This is a genomic window from Streptomyces sp. NPDC101166 (assembly GCF_044768125.1).
GTDB lineage: Bacteria > Actinomycetota > Actinomycetes > Streptomycetales > Streptomycetaceae > Streptomyces.
On record NZ_JBIWPF010000008.1, the window covers coordinates 282,466 to 301,009 of the forward strand.

At 69.6% G+C, this 18,544-nt stretch carries 14 protein-coding genes and 1 pseudogene; 8 read left to right on the forward strand and 7 right to left on the reverse strand.

The features are described from left to right. Positions 1–58 precede the first annotated feature (58 nt). Positions 59–1,006 carry a bifunctional riboflavin kinase/FAD synthetase gene (locus ACIRS4_RS17235; protein WP_404196077.1) on the forward strand — a complete coding sequence of 316 codons (948 nt, stop codon included), beginning with the start codon at positions 59–61 and terminating at the stop codon, positions 1,004–1,006. A gap of 148 nt (positions 1,007–1,154) precedes the next feature. Here the strand turns inward: ACIRS4_RS17235 and ACIRS4_RS17240 are convergent, their stop codons facing one another. The 4 genes and pseudogenes from ACIRS4_RS17240 to eccE form a co-directional block, all read right to left on the reverse strand. Next, on the reverse strand, positions 1,155–4,124 hold the full coding sequence (locus ACIRS4_RS17240) for an AAA family ATPase (RefSeq protein ID WP_404196160.1): 2,970 nt from the start codon (positions 4,122–4,124) through the stop codon (positions 1,155–1,157). A gap of 636 nt (positions 4,125–4,760) precedes the next feature. Further along, positions 4,761–4,889 (reverse strand): annotated as a pseudogene (locus ACIRS4_RS17245) (SCO5717 family growth-regulating ATPase); the annotation flags it as partial. Positions 4,890–5,264: 375 nt separating this feature from the next. After that, complete coding sequence (locus ACIRS4_RS17250; RefSeq protein ID WP_404196080.1) at positions 5,265–6,041, reverse strand: hypothetical protein; 777 nt, start codon at positions 6,039–6,041, stop codon at positions 5,265–5,267. Continuing rightward, on the reverse strand, positions 6,038–7,351 hold the full coding sequence (gene eccE, locus ACIRS4_RS17255; protein WP_404196082.1) for a type VII secretion protein EccE: 1,314 nt from the start codon (positions 7,349–7,351) through the stop codon (positions 6,038–6,040). Before eccE ends, ACIRS4_RS17250 begins: the two co-directional genes overlap by 4 nt. A 194-nt stretch (positions 7,352–7,545) precedes the next feature. Between eccE and eccB the strand changes: the two genes are divergently transcribed. The 7 genes from eccB to ACIRS4_RS17290 all read left to right on the forward strand — a co-directional run bounded on the left by eccB (position 7,546) and on the right by ACIRS4_RS17290 (position 14,783). Beyond that, positions 7,546–9,072 (forward strand): type VII secretion protein EccB, encoded by a 1,527-nt coding sequence (eccB, locus tag ACIRS4_RS17260; protein WP_404196084.1) that lies wholly within the window; start codon positions 7,546–7,548, stop codon positions 9,070–9,072. 54 nt (positions 9,073–9,126) lie between these two features. Next, complete coding sequence (mycP, locus tag ACIRS4_RS17265; RefSeq protein WP_404196162.1) at positions 9,127–10,347, forward strand: type VII secretion-associated serine protease mycosin; 1,221 nt, start codon at positions 9,127–9,129, stop codon at positions 10,345–10,347. A 188-nt stretch (positions 10,348–10,535) separates the two neighbouring features. After that, positions 10,536–10,970 (forward strand): hypothetical protein, encoded by a 435-nt coding sequence (locus tag ACIRS4_RS17270; RefSeq protein WP_404196087.1) that lies wholly within the window; start codon positions 10,536–10,538, stop codon positions 10,968–10,970. Continuing rightward, positions 10,970–12,679, forward strand: coding sequence for a hypothetical protein (locus ACIRS4_RS17275; RefSeq protein ID WP_404196090.1), 1,710 nt, complete (start codon positions 10,970–10,972; stop codon positions 12,677–12,679). Before ACIRS4_RS17270 ends, ACIRS4_RS17275 begins: the two co-directional genes overlap by 1 nt. A gap of 202 nt (positions 12,680–12,881) precedes the next feature. Beyond that, on the forward strand, positions 12,882–13,973 hold the full coding sequence (locus tag ACIRS4_RS17280) for a S8 family serine peptidase (RefSeq protein WP_404196092.1): 1,092 nt from the start codon (positions 12,882–12,884) through the stop codon (positions 13,971–13,973). A gap of 89 nt (positions 13,974–14,062) precedes the next feature. Next, positions 14,063–14,401: a WXG100 family type VII secretion target gene (locus ACIRS4_RS17285; protein ID WP_404196095.1), complete on the forward strand. Its 339-nt coding sequence runs from the start codon at positions 14,063–14,065 to the stop codon at positions 14,399–14,401. Positions 14,402–14,480: 79 nt separating this feature from the next. Continuing rightward, a complete protein-coding gene (locus ACIRS4_RS17290) occupies positions 14,481–14,783 on the forward strand; it encodes a WXG100 family type VII secretion target (RefSeq protein ID WP_404196097.1) in 303 nt (100 codons plus the stop codon). Positions 14,784–15,067: 284 nt separating this feature from the next. Here ACIRS4_RS17290 and ACIRS4_RS17295 read toward each other — a convergent pair whose 3' ends face one another. The 3 genes from ACIRS4_RS17295 to ACIRS4_RS17305 form a co-directional block, all read right to left on the reverse strand. Continuing rightward, on the reverse strand, positions 15,068–15,610 hold the full coding sequence (locus ACIRS4_RS17295; protein WP_404196100.1) for a hypothetical protein: 543 nt from the start codon (positions 15,608–15,610) through the stop codon (positions 15,068–15,070). Between the two features lie 100 nt (positions 15,611–15,710). Continuing rightward, complete coding sequence (locus ACIRS4_RS17300) at positions 15,711–18,002, reverse strand: hypothetical protein (RefSeq protein WP_404196103.1); 2,292 nt, start codon at positions 18,000–18,002, stop codon at positions 15,711–15,713. Next, positions 18,002–18,523: a hypothetical protein gene (locus ACIRS4_RS17305; protein WP_404196105.1), complete on the reverse strand. Its 522-nt coding sequence runs from the start codon at positions 18,521–18,523 to the stop codon at positions 18,002–18,004. The genes ACIRS4_RS17300 and ACIRS4_RS17305 overlap by 1 nt, the downstream gene beginning before the upstream one ends. Positions 18,524–18,544 lie beyond the last annotated feature (21 nt).

An 18,544-nucleotide genomic window follows, 5' to 3' on the forward strand; every position in this document is an offset into this window, starting at 1 on the left:
AACACACGTACGAAGCAACCGATGTACGACACGGACACGGGTTCGAGGAGCGGTCACAGTGCAGCGCTGGCGTGGCTTGGAGGACATCCCCCAGGACTGGGGGCGCAGCGTCGTCACCATCGGTTCGTACGACGGGGTGCACCGCGGCCACCAGCTGATCATCCGGCACGCCGTCGAGCGCGCCCGTGAACTGGGCGTGCCCTCCGTCGTCGTCACCTTCGACCCGCACCCCAGCGAGGTCGTCCGCCCGGGCAGCCATCCGCCGCTGCTCGCCCCGCACCACCGCCGGGCCGAACTGATGGCCGACCTGGGCGTGGACGCGGTGCTGATCCTCCCGTTCACCACGGAGTTCTCGAAGTTGTCGCCCGCCGACTTCGTCGTCAAGGTGTTGGTCGACAAGCTGCACGCCAAGGCGGTCGTCGAGGGCCCCAACTTCCGCTTCGGCCACAAGGCGGCGGGCGACGTCGAGTTCCTGACCGAGCAGGGCAAGGTCTACGACTTCGAGGTCGAGGTCGTCGACCTGTACGTGACCGGTGAGGCCGGCGGCGGCGAGCCGTTCTCCTCCACCCTGACCCGGCGCCTGGTCGCCGAGGGGGACGTGACCGGCGCCGGCGAGATCCTCGGCCGCCCGCACCGTGTGGAGGGTGTGGTCGTGCGCGGCGCCCAGCGCGGCCGTGAGCTGGGCTTCCCCACGGCCAACGTCGAGACGCTGCCCCACACCGCGATCCCCGCCGACGGCGTCTACGCCGGCTGGCTGCACGCGGGCGGCGAGGCGATGCCGGCCGCGATCTCCGTGGGCACCAACCCGCAGTTCGACGGCACCGAGCGCACGGTGGAGGCGTACGCGATCGACCGCGTCGGCCTGGACCTGTACGGGCTGCACGTCGCCGTCGACTTCCTCGCCTTCGTCCGCGGCCAGGCGAAGTTCGAGTCCCTGGAGGGGCTGCTGGAACAGATGGCGCAGGACGTGCAGCGCTGCCGGGAGCTGGTGGCTGCGGCGCGGTAGCCGTCGACCGCGCGTACGTCGCGCATATCGCGTACGTCGCGTACGTCGCGCACATCGCGCACATCGCGCACATCGCGTACATCGCGTACAGGAAGGGCGGCCGGTGTTCCAGGACACCGGCCGCCCTTCATGCTTCACCCGCCACGACTCACTGCTGGTGCGGCGGCGGGGGAGGGGGCGGGGTCTGCCCGTCCGGACCCTGCGGGTGGCCGGCCGGCGGCTGACCGTACAGCGGCTGCGGCGGATACGGCTGCCCCTGCTGCGGGTGGGGCTGCCCCTGCGGGGGATGGGCCTGCGGCTCCTGCGGGGGATGGGCCTGCGGCTCCTGCGGGGGGTACGGCTGGCCGGGCTGCGGCGGGTACGGCTGGCCGCCGGGCTGCTGGGGGTACTGCGGGGGCTGCTGGGCCTGTGGGGGCTGCTGGGGGTACGGCTGGCCGGGAGGCATGGGCTGCCCCGGCATCGGCTGCCCGGGGTACTGCTGTCCCGGCGCGGGCTGTCCCGGCATGGGCTGCTGACCCGGGATCTGCTGGCCGGGCATGGGCGGGGCGGCGACCGGCGGCGGGTTGCCGTCGTTGGTCCACAGGCCCTGAAGCTGCTGATGCCGGACGAAGTCCTCGGCGACCATCGCCGCGAGGTTGAAGTAGGACTCCCGCACCTTCGGCCGCATCATGTCGAGGTCGACTTCCGCGCCGGCGGCGAGATGCTCGTCGAACGGAACGACGATGACACCGCGGCAGCGGGTCTCGAAGTGCCCGACGATGTCCTCGACCTTGATCATCTTGCCGGTCTCGCGCACACCGGAGATGACGGTGATGGACCGTGAGACGAGTTCGGAGTACCCGTGCGCGGACAGCCAGTCCAGCGTCGTGCTGGCGCTGCTCGCGCCGTCGACGGACGGCGTCGAGATGATGATCAGCTGGTCGGCGAGGTCCAGCACCCCGCGCATGGCGCTGTAGAGCAGGCCGGTGCCCGAGTCGGTGAGGATGATCGGGTACTGCCTGCCGAGGACGTCGATGGCGCGCCGGTAGTCCTCGTCGTTGAAGGTGGTGGACACGGCCGGGTCGACGTCGTTGGCGATGATCTCCAGGCCGGAGGCGGCCTGGGAGGTGAACCGCCGGATGTCCATGTAGGAGTTGAGGTACGGGATCGCCTGGACCAGGTCACGGATGGTCGCCCCGGTCTCGCGCCGCACCCGGCGGCCGAGCGTGCCGGCGTCCGGGTTGGCGTCGATGGCGAGGATCTTGTCCTGCCGCTCGCTGGCGAGGGTCGAACCGAGCGCGGTGGTCGTCGTGGTCTTGCCCACGCCGCCCTTGAGGCTGATGACGGCGATGCGGTAGCAGGACAGCACGGGCGTCCGGATCAGCTCCAACTTCCGCTGCCGCTCGGCCTCTTCGCGCTTGCCCCCGATCCTGAACCGGGAGGACGCGGCGGCGGGCCGCCCGCTCTTCGCCTTCTGCTTCTTGTTGTTGAGCAGCCGATCGGAGGACAGCTCCACGGCCGCGGTGTAACCCAGCGGCGCGGCACCGGGGTTGACCATCTGCCGCTGGTCGTGCTGAACGGGCTGCGGCCACGCGGCCCCGGCACGGGGGTCCACGGGCTGGTGCGGAGGCTGGGCCGCGGGGGGCGCCTGAGGCACATCGGACTGGTGGGGGCCGTGCTGAGCCCAGGGGGCGTCAGGAGTCTCCGGGGCCTGGGGGGCTTGCGGAGGCCGGGGGTGGCCCACGGGCGGCTGGGGCTGGGGGAAGCCGTAACCGGGCTGCGGCCCGGGTGCCGGTGCTCCGGCGGTCTGCGGGAAACCGTAACCGGCCTGCGCGTCGGGTGCGGCCGGCGGCTGGGGAGCCGAAGCGGCCGGGCCGGACTGCTGGGGAGGGGGCCCGGGCTGCGGGAAGCCGTAACCGGCCGGGGTGTTGGCCACCGGGGGTTGGGGGAAGCCGTAGCCGGGCTGGGGGTTGGGCGCGGGTGCGGCGGGCGGTTGCGCCGCCGGGGGCTGCGGCTGTTCCGCCGGCACCGGGGAGGGCTGCTGGTACGGGGGTTGCGGGAAGCCGTAGCCGGGCTGGGGGGTGGGCGCGGCGTCCGGCTGCGGGGCGGCCGGAGGCAGCGGGAAGCCGTGACCCTGCTGCGGGTGAGGCTGCGCGGCAGGCCCCGGCTGCTGGGGCGCGGGGGGCTGCGGGAACCCGTAACCGGCCGGCGGCGCGGGCGGCGGGTTCCAGGCCGCCGGAGGGACGGGCGGCTGCGGCACCGGTGCGGTGGCCGCCGAATCCGTCTGCGGCGGCTGGGCAGGCCACTGCGCGGCCGGTGCCGGTGCGGCGGGCTGGTAGGACGGAGGGAGCGGCGGAACCCCGCTCTGAGGCACCGGCGGGGGTGTCCAGGCAGGCGGAGCGGCCGGCGCGTCGGCACTCGCCGGGGCGTTCCCGTTCGGGGTGTCCTGGGGCTGGGCATCGGCGGCGCTCGCGGGGGCGGCGTCCGGGAGGTCCGCGGTCGGGGCGTGCTGCGGCGGGGCGGCGTTCGTCGCCACGTCGCCCTGCGGTTCAGGGGCGCTCGCCTGGAGGTCGTCCTGCGTTTCGGGAACACTCGTCGCCACGCCGTCCTGCGGCCCGGCGGCCTCACCCTGAGCCACCGCGGGGGGCGCCTCCTGCGGCTCGACCGCTCCCGCGGGGGCCGCGTCGGACGGCGTCCGCTGCGGGCCGGCGGGAGCGTCGTCCTGCGCGCCGGCTGGAGCGTCGCCCTGCGGCGAGGCGTCTTCGGGGGCCGCAGCAACCTCGGGCCGCTCCCCGCCGTGAGCGACGGCGTCCTGGACCGGCTCGGTCACGCCGGCCGCCTCGGCCCCGGCGTCGACGTGCGCCTGGGCTTGCGCCGAGGCGTCCGGTCCACCCTCGACAGCCTGGGCGTCGTCCGCACTGCCTACTGCATGCGCGGGCGTCTCCTCGGCAACGGCCGCCACAGGCAGGTCCGTCGAGACGGCGGAGGAATCACCGGACTCATCGGCGGCCCCGGCCGCACCCGTCTGCGCGGCCTGCGCCTCCGTCGAGGCGTCGGCGTCATCAGGAGCGCCGGCGGCCGCAGCGGCGGCCGCGTTCCCCGCGATCTCCCGCTTGAGGGCGACCGCCGAGAAACGCATGGTGGCGCCGCTCTCGAGGTCCCCGTTCCCGGCACCGTCCGGCGCGTCACCGGGGGAGGCGTCGGCACCGGGAGTCCCGGACCGCGCCTCCTGCGGCTCGACCCCGGTGCCCGAGGACGGGCCGGGCACGCTGGCCGCGGGCGGAGTGAACGGCGCCCCGGGCCCCGCCGGCGGAGCGAAGGGGGCTCCGGGCCCAGGAGGCGCGGGCGGCACGGGAGGAAGCGGAGGCGCGAACGGAGCCCCGGACGGGGCGTTCGTGTGGGCCGGCGTAGCCACCCCGGGAGGGGGACCGTCGACGGGCAACTGCCCCCCGGGCGCCCCCGGACCAGCCGCCCCGGGCTGCGATCCGTCTCCCGCCCCGGAACCGACTCCGGACCCCACCCCGGCGTCCGAACCGGAACCCGCAGCAGTGTGAGGCGCTCCAGGACCCGCAGCCGGGTGAGCCGCCGCGGGGTGAGCCGCTCCAGGACCCCCAGCCGGGTAAGACGCGCCAGGACCCGCCGCCGGGGGAGCCGTCGCAGGACCCGTAGGGGAGGCCCCTTCGGAAGCCGCCTCCGGAGCCGCAGGGGACGTCGCCCCCGGACCCGCCGCCGGGGAGGGCGTTGCCGACCCCCCGGCCGCCCCGGCCGCGTTCTGCGTGTACCAGGCAGGCGGCGCGTAGTCGATGGTGAACTCGCCCGTCGCCTCGACGGCGGACTCCGCGTCGGGCTGGTCATCGCCGGGTGTGGCCCAGCCCCCGCGGATCCCGTCCCGATCGCTGCTCACAGTTCCTCCTGGTGTGGTCGAGCACCCTCATGCCGTGCCGGGGCGACCAGTTCTTGTCGTCCGAAGTCGTTCGATGCCGAGGAAGTGCGAGCAGTGCACGCCCGCGCTGCGGGTCGTACGGCCACCGGCTCTCCCCCTGAGACGCCGGCCACCTGTCCACGGGTCTGGTGCCGCGCCCGCGTCCAGCCTAATCACCAGCGACCCCACCCCGGCAGGCCCGCCCGTACCTCCGCACCAGTCCATCACGCCGACCGCCGCCCGACGCAAGCCACCTGCCCGCATCGACCGTCCAGGAGCGAGGACGCGGACCGACCTCGGGCACCCTCGCGCTACCGCACCACGCGCCCTGATCGGACGCTCATGCGCAACGACCTTTCAGTCCATCCGCCGAGGCGTGCCCAGCAGTCCGACCTCCGCGTCCGTGGGCTGCGTCATCACGTACTGCCGGTCACGGTCGGAGCACCAGAGCGTCAATCCGTCCATGAGGGTGGGCAGGGCCTCCACATCCTCTCGGGAAAGCGTCAACTCCCGCCCTAGATCGACTGACTCGTCCGGCGAGATGCGCTGCACGCCCACGAGCCGGGCCTGCCGGATGAGGCGCGGCGCCACTGGGCTGAGGTACGGCAGCAGGGTGAGCACGGCCTGCCACGGGCCGGACGCCACGCGCCCGCGCGGCGGACGCATCCCGCAGTCCCGCACCACCAGCACCGGCGTGCCGGCCGAGGCGCCCTGCGGGGGCACCCGGCCCACCTCGTACACCGCCAGGCCGTTCTGCCCGCCGCCCATGGCATGCACCATCTGCGCCCAGGCCTGCGGCCGTCCCGTCTCCACGGCCACCCGGGCTCCGGTCGCCGCCGCTCGCAGAGCCAGCACCTGCGCCGTCCACAGACCGCCGACGAGGACGACGTCATAGGGAGTCGGTCGGTTGAGGCCCAGAACTGCGGGCCGCCCCTCGGAATCGACACCGATGACGACGCCGTCGTCCCCGATGGGAAGAGTCAGCGAGGCGAGTTGTTCCACGGTCGCCGAATGACGGCCGTGCCGTGGGCCGATGAGCCCGAAGCCGCCGCGCAGCAGCCGAGCGCCCCGGCGGCCCGAAACGGGTTCCGGCTCCCCGGGCGCGGTGGCCGCCCCCGCCGTCGACACCGTCACCGAACACCTCCGAGGGGCAGCGTGGCCAGGACGCCGGGAACCTGTTCCCGGTCGAGACGGGCAAGACCCGCACCGGTGTGCCGGGCCGCGCCCTGCACCGAGCGCCGGGCCGCCACGAGTTCGTCGTCACTGCGCCCCGTCACCCGGACGTGCCCGGTGAGGGACACCTCCTGCCGGTCACCGGGCGTGAGCGTGACGCTGAACGTCGTCGTGAGGGCGGGGACCGCGGTGACCAGGGCGACGAACTGCGGGAGCGAAGGACCGGCGCCGCCGCCCAGCGAGGGCCACCGCCGCAGCCAGTACGTGGTGTGCCGGCGGTTGTCGCACCGCCAACTGCGGCTGGATTCCTCGGTGCGCCGGTCCAGCGTTCCGGTCCGTCCGGCCTCCGCCGTCACCAGCGGATTGGCGCACACCGATGTGGCGATGGCCGTCGTCAGCTGCTCCTCGTCGAGGACGGTCGCACGGAACCCGGCCCCCGTGAGCCGGCTCGCGAGATGGTCGGCGACCCGCACCACGCACTTCTGCGCTCCGACGAGGCCGCCCCCACGCGCGGCGACGGCCTCCGCGCACAGCTCGGGGTCCAGCTTCAGCGCGATCCACGTGATGCGCACAGCCGGGGCGCCGGTCTGCTCCTGCAGCGGCGCGTAGTTGGAGACGGCCACGGACTGCGGCGGCAGATGAAGCGCCGGCGCGGGCTGGGTGTGGAGCACGATCTGAGCGGACTCCAGGCGGATCCCGTCCACCTCCAGCGCGTCGTGCACCAGAGCCAGCGGCAGCGGCTGCCGGTCACGCTCGGCCCGCAACGCGGTCGCGTCCGCTTCCACCATGAGGACGGCGGTGACGAACGTGCCGTCACCGACGATCCCCACGGGACGCCGGTCACGGCCGCGATAGGTGTACGTCCGCAGACTCGGGTCGCACTCCAGGGCCGGTCCGAAGCCCGGTTCGGTGCCTGGTGGCACCTCGAACTTCCGGGCGAACCGCTGCCGGGCCTTCAGCGCCCGCACGGTGGCCAGCCACTCCGGAAGGGAGCGGCCGCGACGACGCGCGACGGAGAGAGCCACCAGCGCGACGGCCACAACGCCCGCGACGACCAGGCCCACCGGGCCGATAGCCCATCCGACGAGCAGGGCGGCGGCGGCGACCTCCCACAGAACGAGGCGTTGCAGCCGGAATGCCCCGCCCTGACCCGAACGTGCCCTGATCTGGAGCGGACTCGAAGCGGACCCCTGTCGCGACGGTTCCGTCAGCGGCTCCGAGCCGCCCCGCGTCCGCGACCGGCCGGAGCGTACGCGCGTTCCCACGGCCATCACACGATCCCCCCGCTCTGCTCACGTCCCGCCCGCATTCCAGCACCGCACAGGGCACTTGACGGCCCGGGAACCTTACCCGCTCCCCGGGCGCCGTCCGACACCAGGCATAGTAGGGGGCTGCTCTGACATCGGGGCGGCGACCGCGGCCCCGATGGTGCGGCCAGGCCGGAAACGGGGAGAGACAGAGACAGATGGCATCCCGGCGCGATCAGCTCAATGCCTACACCTTCGCGAAGCGCCGTACGCTCGCGGCCTTCCTGCAGTCGTCATCAGACGGGTCGGAGGAGGGGGCGCCACGACCGCTGCGCGCGATCCTGCCCGGCGCCGTCGTGGGCGTCGTCGTCATGGCGGTCTTCGGGGCGTGGGGCATGTTCAAACCGACCGCGCCGAAAGGCTGGGACGAACCCAACGCCAAGGTGATCGTCGCCAGCAAGTCGACCACGCGATACGTCGTCCTGAAGACCGACGGCCAGGTCCAGCTCCACCCCGTCCTCAACATGGCTTCCGCGAAACTGCTGCTGGAGGAGGGCGGGGGAGACGTCGTCACCGTCGCCGAGTCCGTCCTCGACGACGGCAAGATCCCGCACGGCGTCACCATCGGCATCCCGTACGCACCCGACCGCCTGCCCTCTCCCTCCGAGGCGGGCAGCGCGAAGCGCTGGGCGGTGTGCGAGCGCCCGAGCGCCGGCGGCGGCGACTCCGTGCAGAAGGCCGCTCTGGTGCTCTCCGCCCGTGACATGAAGGCGACCGACGGCAAGGGCCGCCTCGACGGCGGCCAACTGCTCTACGTGAGCGACCCCGACGGCAAGCGCTACGTCGTCGACGCGGACGGCCGGGCGTACCCGATCGACAAGAGCGACGAGTTGCTGCTGCGCGCCGTGGTCGGCTCGGGCCGGCAGCCCCAGAAGGTGTCCGCGGAGTGGCTGGCCACCCTGCACCGGGGCGACGCGATCACCTTCCCCGACATCACCGGCCGGCCGGGCGAGCCGGCCGACGCGCCGGGGCAACTGGACGAGTCGGCCGACAAGGTGGGCATGGTGCTCAAGGCGTTCGACAACAATCAGGAGCAGTACTACGTCGTCCTGCCCGGCCGGGTGGCGCCCGTCTCCGCCTTCGTCGCCCAACTCCTGCTGTTCAGCGAGGAACTGGCTCGCGTCGGCCAGGCCGGCCAGGCGCGCGAAGTCAGCCCCGGCGCGATCGTCCCGGGCCAGGCGTTCGGCACCGAGCACCGCTGGCCGACCGGTGACCCCACCCCCGTCAACGACGCCTCGGCGGCCTCCGGCAGCCGCAGCACGGTCTGCAACGTCCTGCGCGGCGTGGACGCCGGCTCCGGTGCCACGACCCTGAGCACCTGGGCGGGCACGGACTTCCCCGAGAAGCTGCCCGCCGGCTCCTCCAGCGCCTACGTCACCCCCGGCTCCGGCCAGCTCTACCGTCAGTTCCAGGGCGAGGCGACCAAGACCGGCCCCGTCTTCCTGGTCACCGACACGGGCCTGCGCTACGTCCTGCAGTCCAACGCGGACAGCGCCACGGACGACGCCGGCATCGGCACGACGGCCGAGCAGCGCAAGCAACTGCAGCAAGAGGCGCGACAGGCGCAGAGCCGACTCGGCTACAAGGACGTCGATCCGGCTCCGATCCCCGTCGCCTGGTCCAAGTTCCTGCCCACCGGCCCCCGTCTGTCGACGGCCGCGGCACGCCAGCCGCAGGGCTCCTGAGAGGGGACGACCGTGTTGCGTACGACGCTGGCGGCGGCGGCGACCCTGGTGACGATGGCCACGGTCGTCGCACCCCCCGCCGCGGCCGCGGACAAGCTGCCCTACTCGGACCAGTGCCAGTTCCCCAACGGCCTGTACCCGGGCCGCCCCTGGTCGCTGCAGCGTGTGCTGATGGAGGAGCTGTGGAGCCGTTCCAGGGGTGAAGGCGTGCGGGTGGCCGTCATCGACACGGGCGTGGACGTGAAGAACCCCCAACTCGCCCACGCCGTCGACGTGAAGAGCGGCCGGAACTTCCTGCCCAAGGGCCTCAAGGACGAGAACGGCGACCCGATCGAGCGGGGCAAGGAGAACGGCACGACCGACACCGTCGGCCACGGCACCAAGGTCGCCGGCATCATCGCCGCCCGCCCCGCCGAGGGCACCGGCTTCGTGGGCCTGGCCCCCGAAGCGACGATCATCCCGATCCAGCAGAACGACGCGGAGGGCCACGGGACCACCGATACCCTCGCCGCGGCGATCCGCTACGCCGTCCAGGCCAAGGCCGGGGTCATCAACATCTCCCAGGACACGGCGAACGCGATGAGACCGTCCTCCACCCTGGAGAACGCGATCGACGAGGCACTCGCCCAGAAGATCGTGGTCGTGGCGTCAGCCGGCAACGACGGCCTCGGCGGCAACGACAAGAAGACCTACCCGGCCTCCTACGAGGGCGTCCTCGCGGTCGCGTCATCCGACCGCAACAACGAACGCGCCTCCTTCTCCCAGTCCGGTGACTTCGTCGGCGTGGCGGCCCCCGGCGTCGACATGATCTCCACGGTCCCCCAGGGAGGCCACTGCTCCGACAACGGCACGAGCTTCTCCGCGCCGTACGTCGCGGGCGTCGCGGCGCTGCTCAAGGCGCGGCATCCCGGCTGGACCGCTCGCCAGATCGTCGCCCAGATCGAGCAGACCGCCGAGCGCACGATCGCCGGCCACGACCGCCTGGTCGGCTGGGGCGTCGTCGACCCGGTCCGCGCCCTCACCGAGGACGACCACCCGATCGAGTCCCCCGACCCCAGGGAGGGCCTTGCCCGAGCGGAGGCCCCCACCGCGGCGAAGTTCCAGGTCGGTGAAACCCCGGACGAGCGGAACACCCGCCTCGCGACGTACGTCGCCGTGGCCGCGGCGGTCCTCGTCGCAGGCCTCAGCGGCACAGCGGTGGCGATCCGCGACGCGCGGCGGCGGGCGAGGAGGGTGGCGGCGGCCGATGAGGCCGGCCAACTACCGGGTACGTGAGGGCCGATGGCGCCCGCACCCTGTAGTCGTGAGGAGTGTGTGAAGCCTCGATGAGCCGTAGCACATTCGATGCATAGGGCAGTTGGGACTGTCGTAGGCAGTCAGTAGAGTGGTCGCGTTGCGGTCATGAACACTTGAGGAGTGCGGGCTGCTCAGGACAGCAGCGCAAAACGGGGAGGGAAAGCTTCGTGCTTCCTGCAGACATGGGCGGTGGAGCCGCCGACGTACGGCGTGGCTTGATGGCGCTCTCGACGTTCAAGAAGCGAGTGGACGACCTGCTCAAGTCCTTCGAGGACTCAGCCGGCGGTTCGTCGAAGGTCGCGGCGCACAGCCTGTCGCAAACCGCCTTCGGCATGGGGAACTTCCCGGAAGCGAAGGCGCTTCACCTGGAGTACGAGCGCGTCCACGAGCGGATCACGTCACTGTCCAAGTCGCTCGGGCTTCAGTTGGAGGCGATGCAGATCGCCGTCCACGGGGTGGACGTCACCTTCGACAACCTCGACGAGGACCTTCGCTACCGGTTCCACGAGATCCGCGCCGAGGTCAACCAGGAACGCGACGAGATGCTCGACGAGCACGCCAAGCGCGACAACGACGCCGACCACACTGACGCGGGGTACTGATGAGCGGCGAGAGCGACAGCAAGAAGCAGCCGGACCCGTACGAGGCCGAACGCCAGGAAGCCGCGCAGCAGAACGGCACTCTCGACGCGGTCATGAACGTGCCCAAGGTCATCAATCCCTGGGGACTCAACAGCGGCTTCCACTTCGGCAAGACCAGCTTCGAGGGCTACGACCTCAACGACATGATCGACATCGTCGAGTCCTCGAACCCCGAACTCGTGGAGAGCGCGGGCACCGCCCTCGTGGCCGCCCGGGACGCCATCACCAAGGCGGCCGAGGAACTCAGCCTCAACCTGGGTGACGTCGACTGGAAGGGCGAAGCCCACACCGCCTTCACCACCTGGGGCAACGACCTGGTCACCACCGCCTACGGCCTGGCCGACTACGCCGACGTCGTGGGCACCCAGGTCCTCGCCGCGAGCTCGGGACTCGCCTCCGTACGCAAGTCCATGCCCCCGCGCGACGGCCGCACCGACCCCAAGAAGGTCGACGACATCCCCGAGGCCAAGCGGGTCGACAGCAACGACGAGTACACGGCAGCGGTGAAGGCGGAGGGCCACCGCCAGGAAGCCATCAACCAGATGTACCGACTGGCGTCGTTCTACACGGTGTCGGGCGGAATGATGCAGACGGCGCAGGAGCCGGTGTTCCCGAAGATGCCCGACGCGGGGGTACCTGCGCCGCCGCTGCGCTGGGGGGTGGAGCCCCCTGCGCTCACGAAGACCCCCTCGCTCTCGAGTACCAGCGCTTCAGAGACCGCGAGTCACCACGCTGTGAGCGCTTCTGGTGACCGCTCGCCCCACGATGTTTCTCTGTCACCCGTCAAGGACACGGACGATTCCTTCACGGTGCCGGACCGGCACGTAGGTATGAAAATCGACAGCGTCGGTACCTTGCAGCCGCCAGAAATCGCGAAGCCGACACCCGTGACATCGCCTTCGACGGCGGGTCCGAACGTCACCCCAGTCGCAACGCCTGCCCCCATGGCACCCGTCACGGCACCCTCAGTGGCGCGCGGTCCACTCGGGCGTGCGTCGGGCATCAGCGGTGTGTCCGCAACGAAAAATCCGGCCTCAGCACAGGGGCGAGCCGCTGGTATGCCGGTGGGACGCACAGGAACCGGGCCCATGGGACCGATGGCGCGTGCTGTCACGTCAGGGCAGGCAGGCGCTCGCTCAACCGGCCCCATGGGGCGGGGTGTGATCGGTGGAGCACCTAGGGCAACCGGGCCTGCTACTGCGCAGGCTAACGGAGTTCCGCGCGGTTCCGCTCCTGGAATGGGAGCCACGAACCCTGGGCGTAGCGTCACCGGTCGAGCAGGCGTCGGGCGTACCACCGATGGTGTGGTCGGCGGGAAGCCGGTCACCGGAGCCACCACCCCTGGACCCACTGCTTCCAGGGCGTCTCGCGGCACAGTCATCGGCGCTCAGAACCCGCCCACTTCGCGCGGCGCGGGCGAGAGGCCCGGTCAACGCGGAGTGATCGGGGCACCGGGCTCGACCACGAGCGCCGGGCAGACATCTCGTCGTTCTGTCGGCAGTCCTGGCGGAGTCGTCGGAACGCCGCCAGGGCGGGCTGCTGGGTCCAGGAACGACGGACGCGGGCCCGGAAGCGTCGGCGGGACACGTGGTGCCGCAGGCAATCGGGGTGCCGGCGAGACGCGCACACGCCGTGAGCAGCGACGCGACGACCCGTCGTCGACCGACTGACCGGACAAGAGCGAGGACAGACAGAGGCATGGTGTCAGGGATCAGCCGACGCGCCGGGCGGAGCACGCCCTGTGCGGAACGGAGCAGAAGACGGGTTTCCGCCGTATGCGCAGCGCTTGGCGCACTGGCCGTCCTGTCGGCAGGCCTGGCTCCGAGCGCGACAGCTGCAGACGTTCAGTCCCAGCAGTGGTACCTGTCGGCGATGAAGGCTGACGAGATGTGGAAGGTGAGCACTGGCAAGGGGGTCAAGGTGGCGGTCATCGACTCGGGCGTCAACCCCAACACCTCCTCCTTGAAGGGACAGGTGCTCACCGCTGAGGTGCCGCAGACTGTGGCGTACGGCGCTACAAAGGACTACGACGGGCACGGAACCACCATGGCGGAACTGATCGCCGGTACGGGTGCCGGTGGTGGTCTGAAAGGCCTTGCACCGGGAGCGAAGATCGTCCCCTACCGCATCGCGTTCGAAGATTTGAAGAGCAAGGCCGAGCGAACGAAGACCGCCAACTCCGCTCAGGCAATCAAGGCCGCCGCCGACAGCGATGCCAAGATCATCAGCATGTCCTACGGCAGTCCGGGGGGTACGGAGGCGGAAGAGGCGGCGGTCAAGTATGCCTGGTCCAAGGGCAAGTTGATGTTTGCCGCAGTGGGTAACGAGGGGGAGAAAAGAGACCTCATCGGCTACCCGGCGGCATACCCCTTCGTCGTAGGAATGGCAGCTTCGGACGAGAACGGCAAGGTTGCGAGCTTTTCGGAGCGTGGCAACTACGTCGACCTGGCGTCTCCCGGGCTGAACGTGCCCTCCTGGTGCGACAACACCTTCCGCTCTTACTGCACAGGCAAAGGCACCAGCCAAGCCACCGCAATAGCCTCCGCCTCCGCCGCCCTCATCTGGTCGGCCCACCCGGACTGGACGGCGAACCAGGTACTCGCCAGCCTGATCGACACCGCCGGACGCGACTGGGCGAAGAACGACCCCAGCACCTACCTCGGGTACGGCCTGATCCGCCCCCGCAAGGTGCTGGAGAACGGCGGCATCAACCCCGGCGCGGCCGGCACCGACCCGCTTGCGAAGGAGAACGCGACCGGCGTCACGAAGGACGCCGCCGCCTCCCCCTCCGCATCAGCCTCGTCACAAGCGCCGAAAGACCCTTCAGGTGGCCCGGCATCGACGACAGGATCAACCTCGGAGTCGTCCGGCAACACCACGATGTGGGTGGCGCTCGGAGCCGCGGCGGTCCTGGTGATCGGCGGTGGCGCCTTCGCGGTGATCCGCTCCCGGCGAGAGGCATGACGACCCGCGCAGACCGACCGGTCACCCACGACTGACCACCACCCACGTCCATCTCCACCCAGCACAGCTCTCAGGAAAGGGAGTGCCCCATGGTCGACCGCAAGCTCAATGACGGCGATGTACAGAAGCTTCAGACGGAAGTCATCGATCGGTACGACAACATCCGCCAGTCGCTCGCGAAGCTGCAGGGCACGATCGACATGATCGAGAGGGCCTGGACGGGCCAGGGCGCCAACGCATTCAACGCGAAGCAGACGGAGATCAACGGCCACATGGTCGGGATCGGCAAGATGCTCGACGACTTCCTCGAGGGCATCCACATGAACAAGACCGACAAGCGCAATCTCGAGGACCAGATCGAGGCGGACCTCAAGCAGATCCAGGTGCAGGATCTCGGCGGCAAGACCTCGGCGCTCAACAGCTACTGACGAGCCGGTGGCGGCATTGCGTCGCACGGCTGTCCGGACCGCGTAGTCCGGTCGACATCTTCAAGGAAACGAGGGAATCATGTCCGGAGCCCACTACGACGAGCTCGCCGTCACCTACGGCACCATGGACGCGCTCGCCACCGAGCTCGGCGACCAGGCCAAGAAGCTCGAGGACGATCTCGAGGCTCTGAAGCAGGCCGTGCTCAAGGTCTCCTCCGGCTGGGGTGGCGAGGCGTACGAGGAGTTCCAGAAGAAGTCCAAGCAGTGGGACACCCACGCCCGTGGCATCCACCAGGCGCTCGTCCAGATCTCGAAGCAGGTCCACACCGCCGGCGGTGACTACCGCGGCGGCGACCTGAAGGGCGCCAGCTACTTCATGTGACAAGCAGAAGCAGAACCGAACAGGGTGGGCACGCACGGGAGGTGCCCACCCTCACTGCTCCACGGCTGCGCACCGGACGACGTACCAGCCGTCGGGAGCCCGCGAGTTGCCGCCTGTCCGTCGGCTCGCACGGGGACCGGGAAAATTCCAGATCTTTTCGGAAGGTCCTGGATCTTTGCTTCGCGCGACACAATGGAATCACCGGCGGTGTGTGGCCGCTGAAGTAGAAAGCCTCGCGTTACTGTAAGTTCAGGGACACCCCGACAAGCACCCGCCCGCGGCTCTCATTGGATGCACTCCTGTGAATCGCCGACGGCAGCTGCGTATGCCTTTATGAGCTTGAGCATGTCCGCCGCCTTCGCTTTGTCGTGCGTCACCCTGACCGACGCCCACAGTGGCGCGTGGGCAGCCTCGGCCTTGGCGCAGTCGACCTTGCCGACCGCTCCGGTCGCCGAGTAGATGTATCGCCCTTTGTCGCTCTGCGCATCCTGCGGATCGACGGCGAGAGCGGCCTGGGCGACATCGTTCGCTGTCGTCTCGTCTTCCCAGCGTTCGGTGCTGACGGAAAGGACGGAGTTGCCGTCGATATGAATACGGCAGCGCTTGGTGCTTCCCGAGGACTCCGGATGTTCCGTCAGTGTTTCCCCCTCCGGGAGAAGCGGCTTCAGCAGGCTCTGTGGAACGTCGATTCCGCAGAGCGACTCAGGCACCGTGTACTTTTTGTCGGACGGCGAGCACGCGGCGGCCGACAGCAAAGCGGTCATTGCGGCGACAGATGCGAGGGCGATGTGAACCTTCGGCCGCGCGGCGTTGCGGTTCTTCTTCACGGGGGCCCTTTGCTCGGGTAGTGAGGGACGCTCGGACAGCAGGCAGAGGAAGGAACCTTCGCGCCCATTCGGCTTTCCGCCGGGTTCCCGGGCGTTGGGGTCAGTCAGGGATCTCCGTCTCCATGTCTTTAGCCATGTGGTGGCCAGCAGTGGATGCATCGTTGAAACCGTCATTTGTGCCGACGCGCGTCCACTCCTCGACCTTTTCGGAGTATGGCGAGTTGTGAGCATTAGACGCAGCCAGAGCCGCGTTGTGACTCATTGCTGTATTGGCGTCCTTGGAGTTTTCCCAGCGTTCAGCAATGTCCGTCCCCAACTCCTTGCGGAACTCGGGCTCGGAGTCCTTGAAGAACTGCTCCAACACCATGCTGGTCACGGTCCCGGCCGCACCGCCGACGCCGGCACCCACAGCGGGGCTGGCGAGGAAGGATGTGCCCACACCGGTGAGGGTGCCGACTGTGCCGGCAATGAGATTTTTCTTCTGGTTCACTGCGGTTCCGAAGTCGCCGTCCTGCTCACCGGCTGGCCCCAACACAGCCTCTTGACGAGCGATTGCGAGGGTGCCGCCGATCTCACCCGATCTGCGTGAGATCTCCTTGACGGTGTCCTCGGCACTCTGGCCGTAGCGCTGGCCCTCAGGCAAGTCGGGGTTGAGGTGGTAGTCCATGAGGCTGGCCATGTAGGTTTTCTGGCTGACCTCGATCGCTGCATAGCCTTCCGGGTTCTGCCCCACGGCGATGAGGAAGCGGCTGACATCAGCGTGCTTCAGATCGGCTGCTGCCCCGGCGATCGGGAAGAGGCGCTCCACACTCGTATTGCCCTCAGGCGCGTCCGCTGTGGCCCGATTGATGTCCGGCAAGTACTCCGAAGTGATCTGGCCGATGCTGTCGGACATGTAGCTGTGCTTCGTCAGTCGCTCCGGATCGTCTCCGATCGATGCCACCAGGCTTTCCATCAGCCTGGACTGGCCGGCGTTGTGAGGTGGCGTGTCCGCCGTCGGCATCTCCCCGGCCGGGTGGCCCGTGGTGGCTGCTTCCAGCGCAGCAGCCATGTAGTTCCGCCCGGCGATGCTGTCCTCGCCCTTGTCGTCCTGGTCCAGCGGCCAGTCGCGTTCTTCGAAGAGGTAGTCGAAGTTGGTGAGGGAACGGTTGCCTTGCTTGCCGTCGCCGTCTGTGTCCTGGGTGAAGTCATGGTCTTCGTCCTTGGTGACGAAGGTTCCGTTGAAGAAGTCCGTGGCCGCGTCGGGGTTGTTCGAAAGGGCCTTGAGATACCCGGTCATCGGGTCCCACCCAGAGTCGGTCCCCGTGCGGTTCAGGAGCGGGTCGCCGCCCGTGCGGGCCCAGGCGCCGTGGCGGCCGTTGCCCGTGAACTTCTTTTCCGTTTCCATCAGCTTCTCGCCGTAACCGACGAGGAATCGGTCGTCGAAGTCGCCCCACCGCATCAGGTTGGTCATGACTTGGCCCCCGAGAGGGAAGCCGCCGTTGCGGCCTACGGGCTTGTCGGCCAGATCGATCATGCTGGACTTCCATGCGGTCATGTCAGCGCTGTCGCTCTGTGAAGCGCTCGCGAGGGTAAGACCAAGGTTCTTCTGCAAGTCGTCGTACTGATCGGCCCGCTGCTGTCCCAGTTTCCAGGCGACGTGCGGGTCGTTGAGGCCCGTCCAGAAGTCGAGAGTGCCTTCTGCGCCCAAGCGGGTGGCGAAGCGAGCTGCGAAGAGCTCGTCCGCCGCGTGCTCTTTCAAGCCCCGGTTGAGCCTGTCGAACTCCGTGGGTGTGAGGTCTTCGGGATTCTTGCTCGCCAACTCGGCCAGTTCATCGGCGTCCTTGAGGGCCTTGGCCGCCGAATCCCTGTCACTGTAGTCGACGTCCGAGAAGCCCAGTTTGCTCTGGTCGGCGATGGCCAGCAGGACACTGCTGGCTGAACTGTCGCTTTCGTCGGCCTTTTGGAGAATCTTCTGGATCTCGTCACGCAGAGCAGTGATCTCACCCGCGTGATCCTCGTCCTGTTGGGCGCGGCCCTCCGGCGGAACGTTCGAGGTGACGGTGAACCCGCCCTCATAGCCGAGAACGGTCAGGTTCTTCTGGCGACCCCGCTCAAGGGCGTCGTTCAGTTGACCTTTGTAGCTCTTCAGTTCGTCCCGCGTGTCCTTGAGGATCTTGTGAACGGACGATGCCTGACTGTGAGCGTCCGCGAACTCACCAGCGGTCTTGCCGATGAACTCCCTTGACACCGTGGCGTTGTACCCAGCCCAGTTCGCCTTGTTGGCGGCCTGATGGAGTCCTTTCTCGGCGGCTTCCATCAGTGTTTGCAAGTCGTCGACCATCGTCGACCAGTCGTTGACGGTGTCGTCGAGCAGACTGAAGTCAGCGGTTCTGAGGGCGTCGAGATCCATCAGTCCTTGTTGCCCTTCTTGTCATCCTTCTCGCCGTACACCGCGTTGGGCTTGCCGGGATCGCCGACGCGTTCGTCGAAGCCCGCGTCCAGCACGTCGATGCTGCTCATCTGTCGTCGGATGTAGTGGTCGTCGCCTGCGTGCAGCTTCTTCGTGACGGCCATGTGGTTGGAAATATGCGCACACGCGTCCCTGAGAGAGCCGAGCTGCACGTCCCAGCGCAGGGCGACGTGCTGGAGCGCGCGGCCCAGGGCGAAACCGGCGCTGCTGAGCTTGCCGGCGGCGCTCTCGCTGGTGGGGACCGCTCGACGCCCCTTGTTCCACAAGTCGTTGTAGAGATCGAACGCGTGAGAACCGATCACTGCCAGGTCGCCCTGGCTCGCCTTCAGTTCGCCGTACTGACCGGGATCCGGCGCGGGGCGCACGGGCCCGCTTCCGGGATCCAGCTGATTCAGCTGCATCCGAGGCGCGCCGCCCGCAGCAGCCTCCGTTTTCAACTCTTCCCACTCGTCCCACGCCATGCGCGAACCTCTTCCCCGTGT

Excerpts from the sequence above, each read along its gene's own strand:
- ACIRS4_RS17240 (WP_404196160.1), bottom strand. The coding sequence starts at position 4,124 with ATGCGTTTCTCGGCGGTCGCCCTCAAGCGGGAGATCGCGGGGAACGCG.
- eccE (WP_404196082.1), bottom strand. The coding sequence starts at position 7,351 with ATGGCCGTGGGAACGCGCGTACGCTCCGGCCGGTCGCGGACGCGGGGC.
- eccB (WP_404196084.1), top strand. The coding sequence starts at position 7,546 with ATGGCATCCCGGCGCGATCAGCTCAATGCCTACACCTTCGCGAAGCGC.
- mycP (WP_404196162.1), top strand. The coding sequence starts at position 9,127 with ATGGCCACGGTCGTCGCACCCCCCGCCGCGGCCGCGGACAAGCTGCCC.
- ACIRS4_RS17275 (WP_404196090.1), top strand. The coding sequence starts at position 10,970 with ATGAGCGGCGAGAGCGACAGCAAGAAGCAGCCGGACCCGTACGAGGCC.
- ACIRS4_RS17280 (WP_404196092.1), top strand. The coding sequence starts at position 12,882 with ATGAAGGCTGACGAGATGTGGAAGGTGAGCACTGGCAAGGGGGTCAAG.
- ACIRS4_RS17285 (WP_404196095.1), top strand. The coding sequence starts at position 14,063 with ATGGTCGACCGCAAGCTCAATGACGGCGATGTACAGAAGCTTCAGACG.
- ACIRS4_RS17290 (WP_404196097.1), top strand. The coding sequence starts at position 14,481 with ATGTCCGGAGCCCACTACGACGAGCTCGCCGTCACCTACGGCACCATG.
- ACIRS4_RS17300 (WP_404196103.1), bottom strand. The coding sequence starts at position 18,002 with ATGGATCTCGACGCCCTCAGAACCGCTGACTTCAGTCTGCTCGACGAC.
- ACIRS4_RS17305 (WP_404196105.1), bottom strand. The coding sequence starts at position 18,523 with ATGGCGTGGGACGAGTGGGAAGAGTTGAAAACGGAGGCTGCTGCGGGC.